The following is a 19,263-nucleotide window of genomic DNA, read 5'->3' on the forward strand; positions in this document are numbered from 1 at the left end:
ATTATTTTACAGAAAGGTGGCGGAACGAATGGCAATGAAACTAGCGGGAAAAAAGATGCTTCTGGCAGGAGAATGGGTTGAAAGAGAAGATAAGATAGACGTCTTAAATCCCGAGAACAATGAATGGATTGATTCCGTCCCAGCTGCCTCTAAAAAAGATATTGAGAAAGCGATTACATTAGCAAAAGAAGGCTCCGACATTGCTGCTAACATGTCAGTACGTGAACGAATGGACATTTTGAATAAAGCTGCTTCTTATATTGAAGAGCACCATGAAGACTTTGCCCGCACCATAGCTCTAGAAGGAGTAAAAACAATTAATGAAGCACGCGGGGAGACGACAAGAGCTGCGGAGACGCTGCGCCTCAGTGCAGAAGAAGCGAGAAGACTGACAGGAGAATCTGTCAACTTCGATCAAATGCCTGGTAATAAGGATCGGATGGGCTACTATTTTAGATTCCCTGTTGGAGTAGTGGCGGCCATTACTCCTTTTAATGACCCCCTTAACTTAGTTGCTCATAAATTAGGGCCTGCCGTTGCAGCCGGCAATGCGATCATTATAAAGCCGGCGACAGAAACGCCTTTAAGCGCATTAAAAATGGCAGATGCATTTATGAAAGCGGGACTCCCGAAAAAAGTATTGACAGTGATTACGGGTCGAAGCAGGGATATAGGAGATTCATTAATTGAAAGCAAAGACGTGAATATGATTAGTTTCACAGGCGGTTATGAAACGGGTGAAATGATTTCGAAAAAAGCTGGCTTAAAAAAGATATCAATGGAACTCGGATCGAACTCGCCTTTTATCGTGCGCAAAGATGCGGATTTAAAATTAGCAGCAGCAGCGGCCGCCTCCGGAGCATTTGCAGCAGCTGGCCAGAACTGTTTGAGTGTGCAACGGATGTATGTGGAAGAAGAAGTTTATGATTCATTGAGAGAAGAATTTTTAAAGCATGTCAGGGATGTGAAAATGGGAGATAAGCTCTCAGACAGTTCTGATATGGGACCGTTAATCAATGAAAAAGAAGCCCGCAGAATCGAAAGCTGGGTGCAAGAAGCAAAGGAGCAAGGTGCTTCCATTCTTACAGGGGGCGTTCGCCGCGGTGCTTTCTATGAACCTACGGTAGTAGAGGAAGCACCTGAAAATGCGCTTCTTGTGAAAGAAGAAATCTTTGGCCCTGTAGTCCTTCTGTTTAAAGTGAAAGACTTGGAAGAAGCGATTGAGCGCTCAAATGATGTGAATTATGGCTTACAAGCAGGGATTTTCACGAATAACGTGAACTCCGCATTACAAGCCGCGAAAAAACTCCATGTGGGCGGCGTTATGATAAATGACAGTAGTGATTTCAGAATAGACGCCATGCCATTCGGCGGGGTGAAAGGCTCCGGATTAGGAAGAGAGGGAGTCGAATTTGCCATCCGAGAAATGTCAGAAGAAAGGTTAGTTTGTTTTAAAATAACGGAAGAATAATTAGCGGGGGCTGTATCAAAGGTTGAAACCAAAACGATAAGATCACCCTTTCAGGAAAAATACTGTATGGTAACGGGAACATACCTTTTGATACAGCCTCGACATTCCCAAAAAGAATAACTAAGTCCTTGTATGTGGAACACCAAAGAAAGGGGTGGAATGAATGTTCACTAAGGAAGAATATTTAACGAGAATGAATCACACAAAGCAGAAGATGATGGAATATGGTGTCGAGGTCCTTCTGATATCGAATCCATCAAACATGTATTATTTAACCGGATATAATGCTTGGTCCTTTTACGTTCATCAAATATTAGTGGTGATGATTGATGAGGAGCAGCCTATTTGGATTGGCAGACAGATGGATGCTCACAGCGCCAGAGTGACAACATGGCTTGATGAAAGCCATATCATTCCTTACCCGGATGAATTCGTCCAATCCACAATTAAACACCCGATGGACTTTGTCGCGAATATTTTGAATGAAATCGGGCAAGGCAATCGGAAAATTGGACTTGAAATGGATTCATTTTACTTTACTGCTATGTGTTACGAACGAATCGTTCAAGGACTTCCTAATGCGGAATTTAGAAACTTCAGCACTCTCGTCAACTGGGTGAGATTAATAAAATCTGATCAAGAAATTGAATGTATGAAAAAAGCAGCCCGTATCGTCGAAAATGCCACGCATGCTGCTTATTACACAGCAGATGTAGGTATTCGTGAAAACGATGTCGCGGCCGCTATATACCAAGCTCAAATAAGTGGAACCTCCGAATTTGGAGGAGATTATACGTCTATCGTCCCGATGATTCCTACTAGTGAAAACACAGCAAGCCCTCATTTAACATGGACGGATAGGCGTTACAAAAAAGGAGATTATTTAACGATAGAAATTGCGGGTTGTTATAGACGGTATCATACACCACTTGCTCGGACGATGGCGATTGGAGAGGCACCGTCTAAAGTAAAAGAGTTGGCAGATGTCGTGCAAGAAGGAATTGAAACGACATTAGATGCGATAAAACCAGGAATAACTGCGGAAGAAGTGGAGTCCGTTTGGAGCAAAACCATTGCAAAACGAGGCTATTATAAAGAGTCGCGGCTGGGATATTCTATCGGTTTAAGTTTTCCGCCTGATTGGGGAGAACACACCGTTAGTTTTCGAAAAGGAGATCGGACAATAATGCAGCCCAATATGACATTCCACCTCATGCCGGGAATTTGGCTTGATAATTATGGGGTAGAAATTACAGAATCCATTCGAATTACGGAAAATGGCTGCGAAACTTTTGCCAACGTTCCAAGAGAGTTATATATCAAGAAACCTTCGAAAATCTCTTCTGTTATCAATACGGAACACGAACAAACTGGCTCTTAGTGACCTTTTCTGCGGCATATCGCTGCAGGGAAGGTTTTTTTAAGAAAAATGTTTCTATCTTTATTTTGAACACTTCCTCTCCCAATCATTTTACCTCCTGCGGTGACGGTCAGCATACTGTACTCGGCAACCTTTGCTTGTCATAGGCAGACGGTGGTGCTATCCGTGTTTCTACCTGTTCAGTTTCTTTCACATTTGATATGATGGAAGAGAATGACAGAAGGGAAGACCAGTAAATGAAAGACACATACCTAGGAATAACTTCATTTGTTGCTGTCCTTTTATATATGGTGAACGTATTTGTATCTGCTCACTTTCTAGCTATTTTATATAGTAGTTTGGCAGTCGTACTGCTTCTTTTTGCGTGGCGTCGGATGAAAAGTGGAAATAAAATAGTCGTTACGCTTCTATTGTTGGTAGGGAGTGTGCTTTTTTTATTTTATCGGCCCCCCTTACGAGAAATTTTGTTCAGTTTCGGAGAAAATCTTAACTTAATCGCATTGTTTGTTCTCATTCCTTTATTTGGAACGTTTATGTCGGAAGCCGGTTATTTACAGGATTTACAACGTACACTCCTTCAACGAGAGAGGGGAAAAAAATCACACCCCTATCGACTCGGATTTCTATTAACAGCGTCCATGGGGTGGCTTTTAAATCTTGGATCGATGCCGCTCGTCTACAAGATTGGAGCGGAGAGTTTTTCATCCTTTGAAAACAAGAAATTAGGAATGACGATTTTAAGAGGGTTTGGATTTTGTATGCTTTGGTCTCCTTATTTCGTGAATGTAGGATTAATTTTAATTCTCTACGATTTAACTTGGAGTCAAGTAGGAGGGTATGGGATTGCGATATCACTGATATACATACTAGTGGTCCTTTGCTTCTTTCCTGTGACACGTTTTAAGGAGGAGGAAGTGATCACAAATCAGGTTGCAGCAGATTCTATGAGCGATTCCACATCATCATCACTACATAAATTCGTATTATATATTGTGCTTTTGTTATTATTTTCGTTCGTTTTCGAAGCAATCCTTCCTGTCAATATGCTTACTGTCGTATCTATTCTCGCAGTGGTTTATCCGCTAGTATGGTCGCTGTGTATTAGACAGTTCCGTTCTTATATACAAGAGGCATCCGAATATGTACGCACTTCGTTTCCACGTATATATAATGAGATAGGAATATTTATTACAGCTGGTTTTTTCGGAGAGGCCTTGTCGAGAAGTAAAGCGGGAGATTGGCTCTCGCACATGATTTGGACGATGTCTCAAGGCATGATCCCCTTATTTATCCTTTTTTTAATTGGCAGTGTGATTTTGTTAGCTCTCTTAGGCATTCACCCTGTCATTATCATATTAGGGATTGGAAGTTCTTTAACACCTGAAGCGTTTGGAGTATCATCTGCTTTTATGGGGGTATTGCTGTTGTGCGCGTGGACATTGGCTACCCAAGTTACTCCTTTTTCCGGGTCTGTTCTTATGGCTTCCCACTTAATGAACGAAAAACCATTTCAAGTCATGAAGTATAACGCACCTTTTATTCTCGTTTTATTAATTATTTTTACAGGAGTTCTCACCGTAATGAACACCTTCATGTAGAAGAGGAAGAGTAGGGATATAGATGATAAATCGTGACAGTGTGTGGTTAAATTATTTCTTCGTTGTAGCGGTTATGATCTTATGGGGGTTAAATGTAGTGGCACTAAAAGTGCTTGTTGATCATATGCCTCCTGCAAGTATGCAAGCTTTGCGCGTACTAGCGGCGGGGCTTGTCATCGTCGTGATTATCACGTGGAACAGAGAATGGAAAAAGCTCAAGGCCACAGAATGGAAATACATGCTTATTGCTGCTGGACTGGGAGTAACGGCGCATCACTTGCTGCTTGCTTATGGACTGACACTGACATCCGCGGTGAATACGTCGTTAATATTAGCGTTAGTTCCTTTAACCACTTCCATTCTTGCTGTACTGTTCCTTGGTGATCGATTGACAAAATGGCGATTGTTTGGAGTGCTGCTTGGTTTTATCGGTGTATTTTTTATTAATGCAGCAGGGACTGGAAGCAGCATAGGTGCTTTATCTATTGGTGATATCATCGTATTTCTGGCAATGTTCGTACAGGCCGCAAGTTTTATTTATATTAAGAAAGCGACAAACACAGTGCAGCCCCGATTGTTAACAGGATGTATGTTTATTGCAGGGGCTCTAGGGATAGGGATGTACAGCGTATGGGCGGAACCTGGGGGATTCTTAAGGGTATTTGAAGCGCCTCTATATGTTTGGCTCGTGTTTCTAGGTTCTTCTGTCTTTGCTACAGCGTTAGGCCATCAATTATTTAATCGCTCCATTCAAAAAATAGGAGCAGGAGAAACAGCAGTATTTAACAATCTCGTCCCTTTTTTTGGGCTAATCAGCTCAGCTGTGCTTTTAAACGAAAATGTGGGAGCGGCCCAGTGGATTGGGTTTATTATCATTGTGATCGGCGTATTGTTAGGAACAGGGTACGTCGAGCAGAAATGGTTCCATCATAGAAAGATTGCAAGTTAAGGGCGGTCTTTCCCATCTTTTTCCGGAACAGGATCTACGCCTCCCGGATGGAAGGGATGGCATTTACAAATTCGTTTGATGGTCAACCACCCTCCTTTCCATACCCCGAATTTCTCCACAGCTTCTAACCCGTATTGAGAACATGTAGGATAGAAGCGACAGCTTGGCGGGGTGAGAGGGGAGATCCATTTACGGTAAAATGTAATATGCCCTAGAATTATTTTTTTCATTTAGGGATTCCTCCATAAGAAAAGGACTGGCTTCTTCATCCAATCGAGAAGAAACAGTCCTTTTTTGTTAGAAGTGTTTTAGCGGTTTAGAGATCCATCACAAAGTATCATTCTTCACTTTTCATGAAGAGAACAAGCCAACGTGACGGCTGTCCACCAGCTCACGAATACTCCTCAGGACCTTATTGTAAGAAGAAAAGGCCCCCCGTCCTTGAAAGAAAGGAGGTGGGGGCGTTCACAAAAGAAAGTCTTTTATATTTAGCTGACAAAAATAGTTTTCTTTGGTCTCAGTGTGCTTCTAAGACTGTTCGTTTCTTCCTCGGACAGACGGATCATTGGCAGCCTTACATCACCAGAGATAATACCTTCCATTTCAAGAGCTGCTTTTACAGGAACAGGGTTCGGAGCCATAAACATTGCTTTCATGACGGGAAGCAGCTCTCTATGTCGCTTAGCTGCATATTCTGGATAGCCGTTGAAAAAGCTTTGGACCATGTCTTGCATACGGTTTCCTATTACATGGGATGCAACGGACACGATTCCTGTTCCGCCAATCGATAAAATAGGGAGAGTGAGACTATCGTCTCCGCTATATAAGAGGAAGTTATCATCCGTATTTTCAATAATATATGACATAGCCTCTAAATCTCCGCTCGCTTCTTTAACAGCGATAATGTTTTCAATTTCAGCGAGACGAACAACTGTTTCAGGAGTAAGGCCAGCGGCACTGCGTCCTGGTATATTATAAAGCATAACTGGGAGATGGGTAGCTTCTGCTACAGTTTTAAAATGCATGAACATGCCTTCTTGAGAAGGTTTGTTGTAATAAGGTGTTACTAGCATTACAGCATCTACGCCAATTTTCTCCACTTGTTTTGTGAGCTCAAGAGAAGCTCTTGTATTGTTACAGCCAGTGCCGGCAATAACAGGAACACGACCGTTAACGATATTTACAACATGTTCAAATAACGTCAGCTTTTCTTCATTCGATAGAGTCGGGGACTCACCTGTAGTACCAGCAACCACGAGACTCTCAGTCCCATTTGCGATGAGATGATTAACTAGCTTTGTCACTTGACTATAATCGATTTCTTCCTGCTCATTGAATGGAGTTACCATTGCTGTACTAATTCTTCCGAAATTCATTTTACATCACCCTCTGCTAAGAGATCTCTCTCTGATATTTTTTCAAAAGGATGAGGGCCGGTTCTCCTTTTGCATAGTCCTCAACGCAAAAACGCAGCAATGAGAGGGACCTCATTGCTGCATGAACGCTCTGGATTATACGCAGAACCGTTATGCGTGAGATAGCCCTCCATATAGCATCACATGCTATATGACAGTTCCGCATTTCTTCAATACGGAACCAGCCTACAACTAATGAGTAGCTGCATGCTTCGGCAAATTCCCCTTTCAGTAATATTCAACGGACCTCATTCATCCTCCTATTACTTACTCATGGTCTTCGCGCCTCTAACCTCACTTCTATTTAAGAAGTAGGATAATATTTTTTCTTGTTAATGTTAACCATATCACTTAAAAGTATAGAATGCAATTGAAAAACGAAATAATTTTTTTTGTGATGTACAAAAGGTGTTCCACATAACAAGGGTTGATAAACATTTCATTAATAAAAAACAAACAAGCGTAGCGTCGTTTGAACTGATGTCGCCCTTGTGCCCGTGGTGCAAGCATACCTGAAGAGCCATTTATACGAAAGGGACTAAGTAAGCTTATAGAACTGAAAATAGGCAGTCAAAAGGTCATTTTGTATGATCTTTTGATACAGACCTAACGAAATAACGACACATGTCTACATTTTAGTATAATCGAAAACCACCATAGCAATATGGCATTATGTTCATTGTCTCTTTTTGTGTCGAAAAATATTTTAGTAGATAGTTTTTCTTTCAATTATCCATAAAAAAGTTTATTTTTTGCAGGTTAAACTGGCTTTGTGTCGAAGATATTCCAAGTAGAGAGATGCCCTCCGATTTCTAGAAGCCTGTTAACAGCACATCTTTTGAGTTTGGGGAGGTACTGCTTGGTTCAGAATCAGGAAGCGCATTCAACTTTTTAATGATAGTGGGATTGAAAAAAAGTGATGACGTTCGAGAGGTTGAGAAACAAATTGACAAAAATCAACAGAAGGAAAAACAATTTATTTTAATTTATGATTTATTTCGGTCAGGAAATCATTTATAATGAGTGATGGATATTAACCATGCATGGGGGGCCGTCCAGGTATGTCTCAAGTACAGCAGATCGAATTAGAACTTCCAGAAGAACTTTATTCTGAAATCGAGAACCTTACAGAAGAAGAAAAGGATATGTTATTCCGTGAGGCACTCCAAGAGCAAATTCAACAAAAAAAATCAGCAGAGTTAAGAAATGAGATGAAACAAGGATATTTGGAGATGGCTCAAATTAATGCAGAGATTAGCAATGAGTTTGCTGCAGCGGAAGAAGAAGCTCTGCAGACAGGGGAACGAGCAATCTTGGCTGCAGAATAGGAATATAATTCTCCTTTTCGGCATATCCTGTTAACGGAACCGGTGAAGGAGGTGAATGGATGAGTTGAGTGATACGAATCACAATCATCACCAATCCAAAAAAGTTGTAAAGCGCGGCGATGTATTTTTTGCGGATCTTTCACCGGTAGTCGGTTCAGAGCAAGGCGGTGTGAGACCTGTTCTTGTAATACAAAATGATATCGGGAACAGGTTCAGCCCTACCGTTATTGTAGCTGCTATCACAGCGCAGATTAAAAAAGCAAAACTGCCCACCCATGTGGAAATTGATGCGGCGAAGCACCGATTTGACCGGGACAGCGTGATACTGCTTGAGCAAGTACGTACAATTGACAAGCAGAGACTTACAGACAAGATTACCCATTTGGACGAAGAAACAATGGAACGAGTGAAAGAAGGACTGGAAATCAGTCTCGGCTTAAAAGAAGTGTAACATGTAGTAGAAAAACTTCATGAATCATTGCATACATATTCACACGTAAAAAAGAGACGGCCATGTTGGTCGTCTCTTTTTTTATATAGTGGTTCTGTAAAATTTGCTGGGGTTGCAACGCAGAAGTCAGTACGTTGTTACCAGCCAATGTAGAGTCAGCACGTCCTGTGCAAGCCAGAGCGCTTGCGCTTTTCTTATGGCTCTACACTTGCTGAAGTGGCACCTTTAGGGAATAGAAATATTTTCTACAACCATCCATTAAGTTTCTCTGTACCTATTGTTGCATGACAGAGACTATGATTATGTGAAAATGTCAAATGAGTGTCAAAAACTATTGGTTTGTTTGATATAATATACATAGAAAGATAGACAATCAGGAGGAGACAGCTGTGTGGAAAAAAGGATTTAAAATAAGTATCCTTGTCATGTTAATCCTCAGTCTTGCAGTGGCTTTGTCTGTGGATGATTGGTCGCGAACCGCTCACGGTAAGCTGCCTTCAAAAACAGCAGTTATTTTACATGCCGTTAATAATAATTTAGTACCGGTAGATATAGACGTAGCGATACCTGAATTTTTAACACCGACTAGTAAAGGGAATACAGGGGTCGAAATGGTTAAGAAGGATATGTTCATTTCCTCAAGCGCTAATAACAATAAGTTACCAGTGCGGATATATCACTATTCTAATACGGAAAATGCGCCGGTCCTTATCTATTTGCACGGCGGGGCTTTCATGGAAGGTTACGGAAATGTAGATACACACGATAATATTATACGAACGCTGGCCGCTAGAACAGGTGCGGTCGTTATTAGTCCATCGTATCGTTTAGCGCCGGATCATATCTTCCCTTCAGCCGTTAATGACAGTTATCAAACATTAGTCTGGGCTTTCGAAAATGCGGAAAAGTTCGGAGGAGATCCAGATAAAATAGCGATAGCCGGAGATAGTGCAGGTGGTAACTTGGCTACTGTGACCGCATTGAAATCGAGAAATGAGAACGGCCCGGAATTATTTGCACAAATTTTATACTATCCATTAACAACATTTCAAGATACTCCGTTTGAATCACGTGCAACCTTTGACAGCGGCTATTATTTCTTGTCCAGGCAAGTCATGATGGAGGCGAGAGAAACATATACACCTGAAGCAAGCATGTGGAAGCATCCTTATACCTCTCCGTTGGAAGCGGAAAGCTTGGATGACCTACCGCCAGCTCTCATCATTACTGCTCAATTTGACCCACTTCGAGACGAAGGGGAATTGTACGGAGAAAAATTGCACGAAGCGGGAGTACCTGTTCAAACCGTTCGTTATAACGGAGTCATGCATGGATTTATATCATTATATCAAATTATGAAAAGCGGAGATTCTGCGTTGCAAGATTCTGTTCGCTTTTTAAAAGAGACGGAGCACAATAAGGTATCTGTTCAAGAAGAGTATGAGCTTACAGTAAAACATGCGCCTTCGGGGTGGGACCGTGTAAAAGAAGAAGCTGAAGCTTTTGTGATTGCAGCTTTCTTGGTCGGAAAAAGCACCTTTCATTACGTGGGCGATATGTAGTAAGGAAAATTGGTTACGTGGAAAACGGTGATAAGAGAAATGCCTTTTCCTCTTGCAGGGTTCAATAGAAATTGTTGAACAATGCAGGCGAGGGAGGGGCATTTCTTTTTTGTGACACTACACTTTTCCAGTGGTTCTCCTTTATTTAGATAAGAAAATGAATGATTCTAATAGCAAAAAATACACTGTGAAATTCACTGATTATTTACCCTTAGGAGCTATTTAACGTTCTAACACTTAATGATTATAGATAAGAGCAATATAAGTCTATATTTGTACGAAAAACTTTAAAATACTCTATTTTCTTTTTGATAATGATGTGATAAACTCTTTTTTGGAGTTAGAGATAAAAAGAAAATATCCTTGGCAGAAGGATATAAGAATATAGATATGGAGGGAGGCTTTCAAATGTTGAAGGCAATGAGAGAAAGATTCAATCAAAAAAGAGCGGAGTGGGCGGTGGAGACCCAGCAGCGTATAGAGGAATATGCCGAACAAACGCGTGCTCAAACATTGAAAAAAATGCAGGAAGAGGAAGAAATGAACACGATGCTTCATCATGAAATCGACAAATATTTAGATACCATTCATCCTTCATTTTTGTTAAATCCTGATGTGTCGCGTTCCCTTTACCAAAGACTTTTGGCACGCTCGCAGGGCAGAACACCAATCTCTCTCAGTTTGACCAGTGAAATGAGACTGGCGTTAGATTTTTATCACTCAGACTTGTCTATTTTTATTCGTTTGCTTGAAAAGAAAGGATTTAAATGGAGAGGTAATGAAAATAAATTTTTATCTGCACTTTTAAATAAATTGTCTGAAAACAATTATCGTCGTTATATGGATCGATACGGAGACTTTGCTATGGAAGGTCAATCGCTCGAAGAGGCATTGCTTAAATATTTGGAAGTCGTAGAAGACCATAATAAGTTTGAAAGCGGCCGTATCGATTTTTTAAATAAATATTTGATCAACAAAGGATTGCTGGCTTCCGATTATACGAATAAAAAACTTAAAAAGCTCGTTAAAACAGTTGGGAAACTGCACGAGGATGATTATAAACTGGTACGACTCGAAAAAAGAATGCAAGGTATTGGTTGATTAAATCAGAGGTTCGGGCTAGATTCTGAAAATAAATATTGGGATGTGTGAAGCCTCTCCATTACGGTCATATCAGGGTGTCGATGGAGAGGATGTAATTTCTTAGTGAGAACCTTTCCACTTCCGCTGCCATTTGGATGCCGTCTTAACAAAGCATGCAAGAAGTAAGTAAACACAAAACACAAGTTTCACGCTATGGGATTTTTTACATAATAAATGTGTTAGAAGTTTCTGTGATTGAAAGCAAAGTACTTTTCGTTTCGTGAAATTTGTGTCAAAATAGAATTATAAATAAAGTTGATAGACTTTAAGCGGTTTTGGGAGGGAGATAAAGGTGGAAAAGAACATCCCTGATTTCTTTCAGGAGAAGCTGAAGGACGCAAAAACTCAATTCGAACGTACGATAGACTGTAAGCACACCGAGTTTGATGATTTATATCCTTATATGAACGAACAGCCACAGTTTTTCTGGTATAAGCGTTATGTAGCCTGGCAGGAACTGTTAACGATCGTTAAATTAGCTGAGGAATTGGATGTTCCGTGGCAGGAGAATTTTAAGGAACAACAGCAAAATTTCATTACAAACAAAGTAATGGACGCGAAAGTGCTGGATGAATGGTACGGGAAGAAGCGTACAGAAGCATAAAAAAACTGGATGCCCAAGCGCGGCATCCAGTTTTTTTGTTCTTAAGAGCTTTTTTAAAATACGAAATGAGCAATGAGAGTAATAATAGGAAGCGTAATAACCGTGCGTTCTAGGAAAATCAAAATAAGATCCAAAAGATGAACAGGTACTTTTGATGCTAATAGTAAACCACCCACTTCAGACATATAAATTAGCTGGGTTACGGATAAAGCGGCGATAATAAAGCGGGTCATCTCACTTTCGATGCCAGAGCCTAAGATAGCTGGAAGAAACATGTCAGCAAAACCAATAAGCATCGTTTCCGAAGCAGAAACCGCTTCAGGTACTTGCATCAACTCTAAAATAGGAACGAACGGAGCCCCAATAATAGAAAAGAATGGAGTTGTTTCCGCAACGATAACGGCTCCTGTACCAAAAGCCATAACAATCGGAAGCACTCCGATCCACATGTCTAAGACGTTTTTAAGGCCTCCCTTGCCCAGTGTAGAGAAACTAGTAGTTGCAGCTCGCATAGTTGCTTGCCTCACACCCCATAAAAAGGCATTAATATGAGAAGGACGTTGTTCTCCCGATTGGCGGTCGCCTGTATAGTAATCGTCTTTTTTCCTTGATAAAGGAGGAATACGCGGCATTATAATCGCAGCTACAAAACCGGCAGCCACAATGGCAAAATAGTAAGGAAGGATATAAGACATCAAGTCCATTTCTGCTAAAATGACAATGCTGAAAGTAATAGAAACAACAGAAAAAGTCGTTCCTATCACTGCAGCTTCACGCTTTGAATAATGACCTTCCTCATATTGTTGATTTGTTAATAAAACACCGATTGTTCCATCCCCGAGCCAGGAAGCTGCACTATCAATGGCCGCGCGTCCAGGCAGCGTAAATAAAGGTCTCATAATAGGTGTTAATAGCGCCCCGCAAAATTCCAGCAAACCAAAATTCAATAAGAGAGGCAGTAAAAATCCTGCGAATAGAAATACAGTAATAAGAAGAGGAATCAAGTCAAATAACAACATTCCTCCCGTAGCTTCAGACGTAACAGCTGCCGGACCGATTTGGAATATAACGAGTGCGGACATCACAAAACCGACAAAACGTATAATAACCCAAAACCAAGAAACATCGAAAAGAGTCATTGCCAACTTTGAGGAGGATCCTGTTATTTTAACGATGAAGGAACCTATGGCAGAAATAAACATAAATAAAACGGCTATCGCTGGCAAGTAAGGTCCTGCTGCTCCTTGAACCCAACCGGCCAGCCAAGCAACAGGTATCGTAATCTCGTCATTTATGGACAGAGGAATCATGAACAGAAAGACACCGACTAATGAAGGAATAATAAAGCGAAAGACGCTTCCTTCCGTAGACATTTTAAAACTCATGTTGTCACCTCATAATGAATAAGTAATGTATGTGATTAATATGGACAGTACATAAAAAACTGGTTTTTATAAAATCTCGACTGAATAAAAATAACATCTTTTAAATAAAAATAAAAGCTTTTTAATAGAAAAACACGAAAAAAGAGAGACTGAAATTTCACGTACCGTAATTATTAAATAAATAATAATCAAAAAATAGTTATAACAGAAGTTAGAAGATCGTCCGGGCACATTAACCCTGTATTTCTAAGAACTTCTTTTAGCAATTAATTGAAAAAAGCAGACGGAGAAGTTGGACATAGTGGTAGTAAGGTTGGTTACGAAAAATAGCGTGGCGAAGTTAATACTTGGATGAAATGGGGTTGTAATGAAATGAAAGTAATCGTGAGTTCCTGTTAAATTTCTTAAGGGTAATAATCGTATGAGAATGTAACCTATGTCTTTGTGATGGAAATAAGAAAGCGATAGGAAAGCAAGGAAGCTGTGTCAAAATCTATATAGTTTGACAACAGCCCCGTAAAGATAACTCTGTTTACAATAAGCCAGGAATTTCAGAAAGGGATTGTACTTCCCAAGTAAATGGAATGTCTTTGTTTGGTTCCTTCTTTTCTCTGTTTATCCAAATGTTTTTCATGCCAGCACGATTAGAGCCCAAAATATCAGTATGTAAATTATCCCCGATCATCAGTGCATCATCTGAAGATAATTGCATTAAGTCTAAACAATGTTCAAATATAGAAGGTGCTGGTTTCCCTATCCCGTATGCTCCGGAGACCACGATATATTCGAAGAATGGAACAAGTTGGGGAGTCATATTCAATTTCTCCTGTTGGAGGGATGGAGCTCCATTAGTCAATAACAGGAGGCGGTAGTTTTCTTTTAGTTCTGCCAAAACTTCAAACGTGTCCGCATAGATAAATGGAAGCTTTCTTCTATGAAAACGAAAACGTTCGGCTAATGTTGATCCGAGTGGGGAGTCAGATACTCCGTGTTTTGATAGAGAATGAGTCCACGCTTTCTCTTGGTAATCATAAATGATCTCATTCATTTTTCGAAAGCCGATATTTATATCGTCCGTAAAGTCCCCCCACAACCCTTCAAAAGGATTAATACCGATTGATTTAGTAAATTCATATGTATCATAGGAAGCATACAAGGACGCTGCTTCCTCGCGGACTGTTTTTTCTAACTCTTTGTGGTGGATGCCTGTTTGTTCTTCGGCTTCTAAACAAGTTGCGCGCAATGATTCCTTTATACTTTTTTTATCCCATAGTAAAGTATCATCTAAATCAAAGAAAAGTGCTTTCAATTTCGCCAACTCCTTTCATATTTAACAGTTACATTATAACGCTGTAAGATAAGGAAAGCATTAAAGAAAATGTATGGAAGCCCTTTAATTATGCTAAAATTGTTGTACAATAACAGTAGAAGGCACATAATTGTCACATTTACACTTGTACTCTAAAAAATATCGTCATTTATTTCCGGAAATTACTTCTATGACTTCACTCGACATTTTTTTGAGTACCCTTTTTGAGAACACGTTTCCAACGTGTTAAGATAGAATGTGAATTTATACATTCCATTAATTTCAATTAACATATAGGGCTGAGGGGAGTGATTGGTAGATCACATCGCATAGGGGTTAGCATTATGATTAAATGAAAAGTGTTACATAACATTTCAACCAGGACAATATCAATGCAGGTGGAGGTATAAACCAGATGAGCAGTAATTCAGCCAAGCACGAAGAGCCATGGCAGGAATTTTATGGTCCAAACCTAGGTTATTTAATGGACCTGTATGAACAATATAAAGAAGATCCCGAGTCGGTAGACCAAGAAACTAGAGAGTGGTTTGATCAATATGGTCCGCCGAGTGAAAGGGAAAGGCCTATAAATGGAGCTGCCCCAACGGTAACTGATGCAAAGCCAGATGCCACTATTGTTAATAAAATTGCAGCAGCAGTAAAACTTGCTGAAAATATACGTATTCACGGACATTTATCTGCAGACATGAATCCGCTGCAGGAGCCAAGTGATGTTAGTTCGTTTTTAAAAATAAGCGAATATGGATTGACGGAAGAGGACTTAAAACAACTTCCTGTCGATATTATTTGCCCGGATGCGCCAAGTCATATTGAGAATGGTCTTGAAGCTATCAATCATTTGAAAGAGATGTATACAAAATCGATAGCTTTTGAATTTGATCATGTCCATGATGTAGACGAACATCGTTGGTTGAACCGGCAAGTGGAATCCGGAAATTTATATAACTCTTTATCAGAAGAGAAGCGCCGAAAGCTCCTTAAGAGTTTGACAGACGTTGAGACGTTCGAACAATTTTTACACAAAACATTTGTGGGGCAAAAAAGATTTTCGATTGAAGGTCTGGATTCCTTAGTGCCAATGCTTGACGAATTCGCGCAAGAATCGATTCAAGATGGGGCGCGAAATGTGATGATCGGAATGGCTCACAGAGGCCGCCTAAGTGTACTGGCACACGTTCTCGGAAAACCGTATGACCTCATATTTTCTGAGTTTCAACATGCGCCTAATAAAAAACTTGTCCCTTCCGAAGGATCTATCGGTATAAATTATGGCTGGACAGGCGACGTGAAGTATCACCTAGGTGCAGACAAAAAAATAGAACAAGAGTCTTTCGATGCTAGGATTACGCTTGCAAACAACCCAAGTCACCTTGAGTTCGTTAATCCTGTGGTTGAAGGTTATTCACGTGCGGCACAAGAGGATCGTTCGCAAGCAGGTTTTCCTCAACAGGATACCTCAAAGTCGGTTGCTGTACTTATACACGGGGATGCAGCTTTTCCTGGCGAGGGCATCGTGACTGAAACGTTGAACATGAGCCGTATTAAAGGATATCAAACAGGCGGAACGCTTCATGTGATTGCAAATAACCAACTTGGCTTTACGACAGATACACATGATTCCCGGTCAACAACTTATGCCAGTGATCCTGCGAAGGGATATGAAATTCCAATTGTCCACGTTAATGCGGATGATCCTGAATCCTGTATGGCTGCGATTCAATTAGCTTACGAGTACAGGAAGCGCTTTAGTAAGGATTTTGTTATTGATCTAATTGGTTATAGAAGGTTTGGGCATAATGAAATGGATGAACCAGCTGCGACCCAGCCTCAACTTTATGAGATAATCAGAAAACACCCTACCGTTCGTAAGATTTATGCAGAAGCGTTAGCGGGAGACAATGTCTTAACGAACGAAGAAGCAGAACAACTGAAAGAAGAAGCAAACAAAAAGCTTAGAGAGCAGTACGAGAAAGTATCCAAGAATAAATCGGAAAGCCCGGAGAAAATAGAAATCCCTGAAGAAGTCGAAAAAAGACTTCCAGAGGTGGAGACAGGCTATGAGGCTGAGGAATTAAAGAAGATAAACAAAGAATTGATTACTTGGCCAGATGGGTTTACAGTTTTTCCGAAGTTGAAAAAGATCTTGGAGCGTAGAGCGGATGTGTTTCAAGACAATGGGAAAGTTGACTGGGCACATGCAGAAACACTTGCTTTCGCTACTATTGTCTCGGATGGTACTCCGGTACGCCTGACCGGTCAGGATTCTCAAAGAGGAACGTTTGCCCAGCGACATATCGTACTGCATGACCACAATAATGGGGACATTTATTCTCCACTCCATATGCTCTCCTCTGCAAAGGCTTCGTTCGCAGTCCATAACAGTCCACTGTCAGAAGCATCTATTGTAGGGTTTGAATACGGGTATAATGTCCATGCAGAAGACACTCTTGTATTGTGGGAAGCGCAATTCGGTGACTTCGCAAACGCAGCACAAGTGATATTTGACCAATTTATCTCTGCCGGGCGTGCGAAATGGGGGCAAAAATCTGGTATGGTTATGCTTCTGCCGCACGGCTATGAAGGACAGGGTCCGGAACATTCCAGTGCTCGATTGGAACGCTTCTTATCACTAGCAGCGGAAAACAATTGGAATGTTGCTAACTTGACAAGTTCTGCTCAATATTTCCACTTACTTCGTCGTCAAGCAGCAATTCTCGGTACGGAGGAAGTCAGACCTCTCGTATTAATGACGCCGAAGAGCTTACTGCGTAATCAAAACGTAGCATCCCATGCAGAAGAGTTTTCTAGTAACCGTTTTCAAGCGGTGTTAGAAGAACCAAAAACGGGAAAAGAGGCAGATAAAGTAACGCGTCTTATTTTTGCTTCAGGTAAAGTGGCAATAGATATGCATGAAGCATTAGATGAGGAAAATACGCCAGAATGGCTCCATATTGTACGGATTGAAGAACTGTATCCATTCCCTGAAAAGGAAATCAAGAAAATTCTCAGCAGATATAAGAATGTAAAAGAATTTAAATGGGTACAAGAAGAACCACAAAATATGGGAGCGTGGCATTACATCCAGCCTTTGCTTCGCGAAGTAGCGCCTGATGGTGTGAAAACGAGATATATCGGAAGACGGAGACGTTCCAGTCCTTCAGAAGGGGATCCGAAAACACACAGAGCTGAGCAAAGCCGCATTGTTAACGAAGCACTTACAGGGAAAGAATAAGGAGGATTTATTCCATGGCAGAGATAAAAGTACCAGAACTTGCAGAATCGATTACCGAGGGAACTATTGCAGAGTGGCTGAAGCAACCAGGTGAACAGGTCGAAAAAGGGGAAAATATAGCTGAACTTGAAACAGATAAAGTTAACGTAGAAATTGCCTCAGAGGAATCTGGAACGATCAAAGAATTGTTGAAAGAGCCGGGAGACACAGTTGAAGTTGGAGAGGTTATTGCTGTAGTTGATGAAAGTGGTGAAGGTGGCGGATCCACAGAAGCTCCGGCTGAAGAAAAAGAAAAGCCCGAACAAAAAGAGCAAAAACAAGAGTCAGAACCTGAAGAAAAAGCAGAGCCAGCAGAGAAGGACGAGGAAGAATCCACCGCTCAACGTCCGGTAGCTTCCCCTGCTGCGAGAAAGCTGGCAAGAGAAAAAGGCATCGACCTTACAGAAGTACCGGTTAGAGATCCGTTAGGCCGTGTCAGAAAAGAAGACGTAGAAAATTATGAGAGCAATAAAGCAGCCGCAAAAAGTAACGAAACGACGGAAAAGAAAAAAGAAAACACTGCACCAGCTAAGGATGAATTCGCTGGAAAACCAGTGGAACGTATTCGTATGTCCCGCCGTCGTCAAACCATTGCAAACAAATTAGTGGATGTACAACAAACGTCTGCCATGCTCACTACTTTCAACGAAATTGACATGACAGCAGTCATGGATGTAAGGAAGAGAAGAAAAGAGTCTTTCCAAGAAATGCATGATGTTCGACTAGGATTCATGTCTTTCTTCACGAAAGCAGTCATTGCAGCGTTAAAACATTTTCCTTATCTCAATGCTGAGATTCAAGGTAACGAAATCATTCAGAAAAACTTCTATGACATTGGTATGGCAGTATCAACAGATGATGGCCTTGTCGTGCCCGTTGTGCGCGATGCAGATAGAAAATCATTTGCAGAGCTGGAACAGGAAGTAGTAAATCTTTCCAAAAAAGCTCGCGATAACAAGTTGACGTTGAACGACTTGCAAGGTGGGTCGTTTACTATTACAAACGGTGGTGTGTTTGGTTCTTTATTATCTACTCCAATTCTTAACGGCCCTCAAGTAGGTATTCTTGGGATGCATAAAATACAATGGCGCCCTGTCGCTATCGACCAAGAAAAAATGGAAAACCGTCCAATGATGTATGTGGCTCTATCTTATGACCATAGAATTGTAGACGGCAAAGAGGCTGTCAGCTTCTTAGTAAAAATGAAAGAATTACTCGAAGATCCAGAGTCCCTCTTACTCGAAGGATAAAAAAGATACGGCTTTCCCTGATTACATTATCGGGGAAAGTCTTTTTCTTTTGGGTTCTAAAACAAATATTGGGGTGAATAGGATTAAATTCTACCATTTCTTAAATAAGGTTGATGGCGAACAGG

Annotated in this window: 15 protein-coding genes and 1 riboswitch; of the genes, 11 read left to right on the forward strand and 4 right to left on the reverse strand. The window is 40.8% G+C overall.

All coding sequences use genetic code 11. The features are described from left to right. Window positions 1-28 precede the first annotated feature (28 nt). The 4 genes from BM095_RS02245 to BM095_RS02260 all read left to right on the forward strand — a co-directional run bounded on the left by BM095_RS02245 (window position 29) and on the right by BM095_RS02260 (window position 5,399). A complete protein-coding gene (locus BM095_RS02245; RefSeq protein ID WP_091656814.1) occupies window positions 29-1,471 on the forward strand; it encodes an aldehyde dehydrogenase family protein in 1,443 nt (480 codons plus the stop codon). Window positions 1,472-1,634: 163 nt separating this feature from the next. Beyond that, window positions 1,635-2,852, forward strand: coding sequence for a M24 family metallopeptidase (locus tag BM095_RS02250; RefSeq protein ID WP_091656816.1), 1,218 nt, complete (start codon window positions 1,635-1,637; stop codon window positions 2,850-2,852). Between the two features lie 236 nt (window positions 2,853-3,088). Then, complete coding sequence (locus BM095_RS02255) at window positions 3,089-4,450, forward strand: TRAP transporter large permease subunit (protein WP_091656819.1); 1,362 nt, start codon at window positions 3,089-3,091, stop codon at window positions 4,448-4,450. Between the two features lie 22 nt (window positions 4,451-4,472). Then, window positions 4,473-5,399 carry a DMT family transporter gene (locus tag BM095_RS02260; RefSeq protein WP_091656821.1) on the forward strand — a complete coding sequence of 309 codons (927 nt, stop codon included), beginning with the start codon at window positions 4,473-4,475 and terminating at the stop codon, window positions 5,397-5,399. Here BM095_RS02260 and yidD read toward each other — a convergent pair. Next, window positions 5,396-5,629, reverse strand: a complete 234-nt coding sequence (gene yidD, locus BM095_RS02265) for a membrane protein insertion efficiency factor YidD (RefSeq protein WP_091656824.1) — start codon at window positions 5,627-5,629, stop codon at window positions 5,396-5,398. The two genes, BM095_RS02260 and yidD, sit on opposite strands and share 4 nt — an antisense overlap. A 258-nt stretch (window positions 5,630-5,887) precedes the next feature. Then, window positions 5,888-6,775 (reverse strand): 4-hydroxy-tetrahydrodipicolinate synthase, encoded by an 888-nt coding sequence (gene dapA / locus BM095_RS02270; RefSeq protein WP_091656827.1) that lies wholly within the window; start codon window positions 6,773-6,775, stop codon window positions 5,888-5,890. 154 nt (window positions 6,776-6,929) lie between these two features. Beyond that, window positions 6,930-7,113, reverse strand: a riboswitch (Lysine riboswitch). A 762-nt stretch (window positions 7,114-7,875) separates the two neighbouring features. Between dapA and BM095_RS02275 the strand changes: the two genes are divergently transcribed. The 5 genes from BM095_RS02275 to BM095_RS02295 all read left to right on the forward strand — a co-directional run bounded on the left by BM095_RS02275 (window position 7,876) and on the right by BM095_RS02295 (window position 11,902). Next, complete coding sequence (locus BM095_RS02275; RefSeq protein ID WP_091656829.1) at window positions 7,876-8,142, forward strand: hypothetical protein; 267 nt, start codon at window positions 7,876-7,878, stop codon at window positions 8,140-8,142. Between the two features lie 55 nt (window positions 8,143-8,197). Next, complete coding sequence (locus BM095_RS02280; protein ID WP_091656832.1) at window positions 8,198-8,593, forward strand: type II toxin-antitoxin system PemK/MazF family toxin; 396 nt, start codon at window positions 8,198-8,200, stop codon at window positions 8,591-8,593. A gap of 389 nt (window positions 8,594-8,982) precedes the next feature. Then, entirely contained in the window at window positions 8,983-10,155 is a 1,173-nt protein-coding gene (locus BM095_RS02285; RefSeq protein WP_245757776.1) for an alpha/beta hydrolase, read from the forward strand. 408 nt (window positions 10,156-10,563) lie between these two features. Beyond that, complete coding sequence (locus tag BM095_RS02290) at window positions 10,564-11,256, forward strand: hypothetical protein (RefSeq protein WP_091656834.1); 693 nt, start codon at window positions 10,564-10,566, stop codon at window positions 11,254-11,256. Between the two features lie 334 nt (window positions 11,257-11,590). After that, window positions 11,591-11,902, forward strand: coding sequence for a hypothetical protein (locus tag BM095_RS02295; protein WP_091656837.1), 312 nt, complete (start codon window positions 11,591-11,593; stop codon window positions 11,900-11,902). A 53-nt stretch (window positions 11,903-11,955) separates the two neighbouring features. Here the strand turns inward: BM095_RS02295 and BM095_RS02300 are convergent, their stop codons facing one another. After that, window positions 11,956-13,287 carry a YjiH family protein gene (locus BM095_RS02300; protein WP_091656840.1) on the reverse strand — a complete coding sequence of 444 codons (1,332 nt, stop codon included), beginning with the start codon at window positions 13,285-13,287 and terminating at the stop codon, window positions 11,956-11,958. Between the two features lie 532 nt (window positions 13,288-13,819). Beyond that, the gene (locus tag BM095_RS02305) at window positions 13,820-14,596 is read right to left on the reverse strand and encodes an HAD family hydrolase (RefSeq protein ID WP_091656842.1); all 777 of its coding nucleotides are present in this window, start codon (window positions 14,594-14,596) and stop codon (window positions 13,820-13,822) included. Between the two features lie 415 nt (window positions 14,597-15,011). Between BM095_RS02305 and BM095_RS02310 the strand changes: the two genes are divergently transcribed. After that, entirely contained in the window at window positions 15,012-17,849 is a 2,838-nt protein-coding gene (locus BM095_RS02310; RefSeq protein WP_091656845.1) for a 2-oxoglutarate dehydrogenase E1 component, read from the forward strand. Window positions 17,850-17,863: 14 nt separating this feature from the next. Continuing rightward, entirely contained in the window at window positions 17,864-19,138 is a 1,275-nt protein-coding gene (odhB, locus tag BM095_RS02315; protein WP_091656848.1) for a 2-oxoglutarate dehydrogenase complex dihydrolipoyllysine-residue succinyltransferase, read from the forward strand. The last annotated feature ends 125 nt before the right edge of the window (window positions 19,139-19,263 follow it).

Origin of the sequence: Alteribacillus iranensis (assembly GCF_900113025.1) — a bacterium.
In the GTDB taxonomy this organism is placed as follows: domain Bacteria; phylum Bacillota; class Bacilli; order Bacillales; family Marinococcaceae; genus Alteribacillus_A; species Alteribacillus_A iranensis.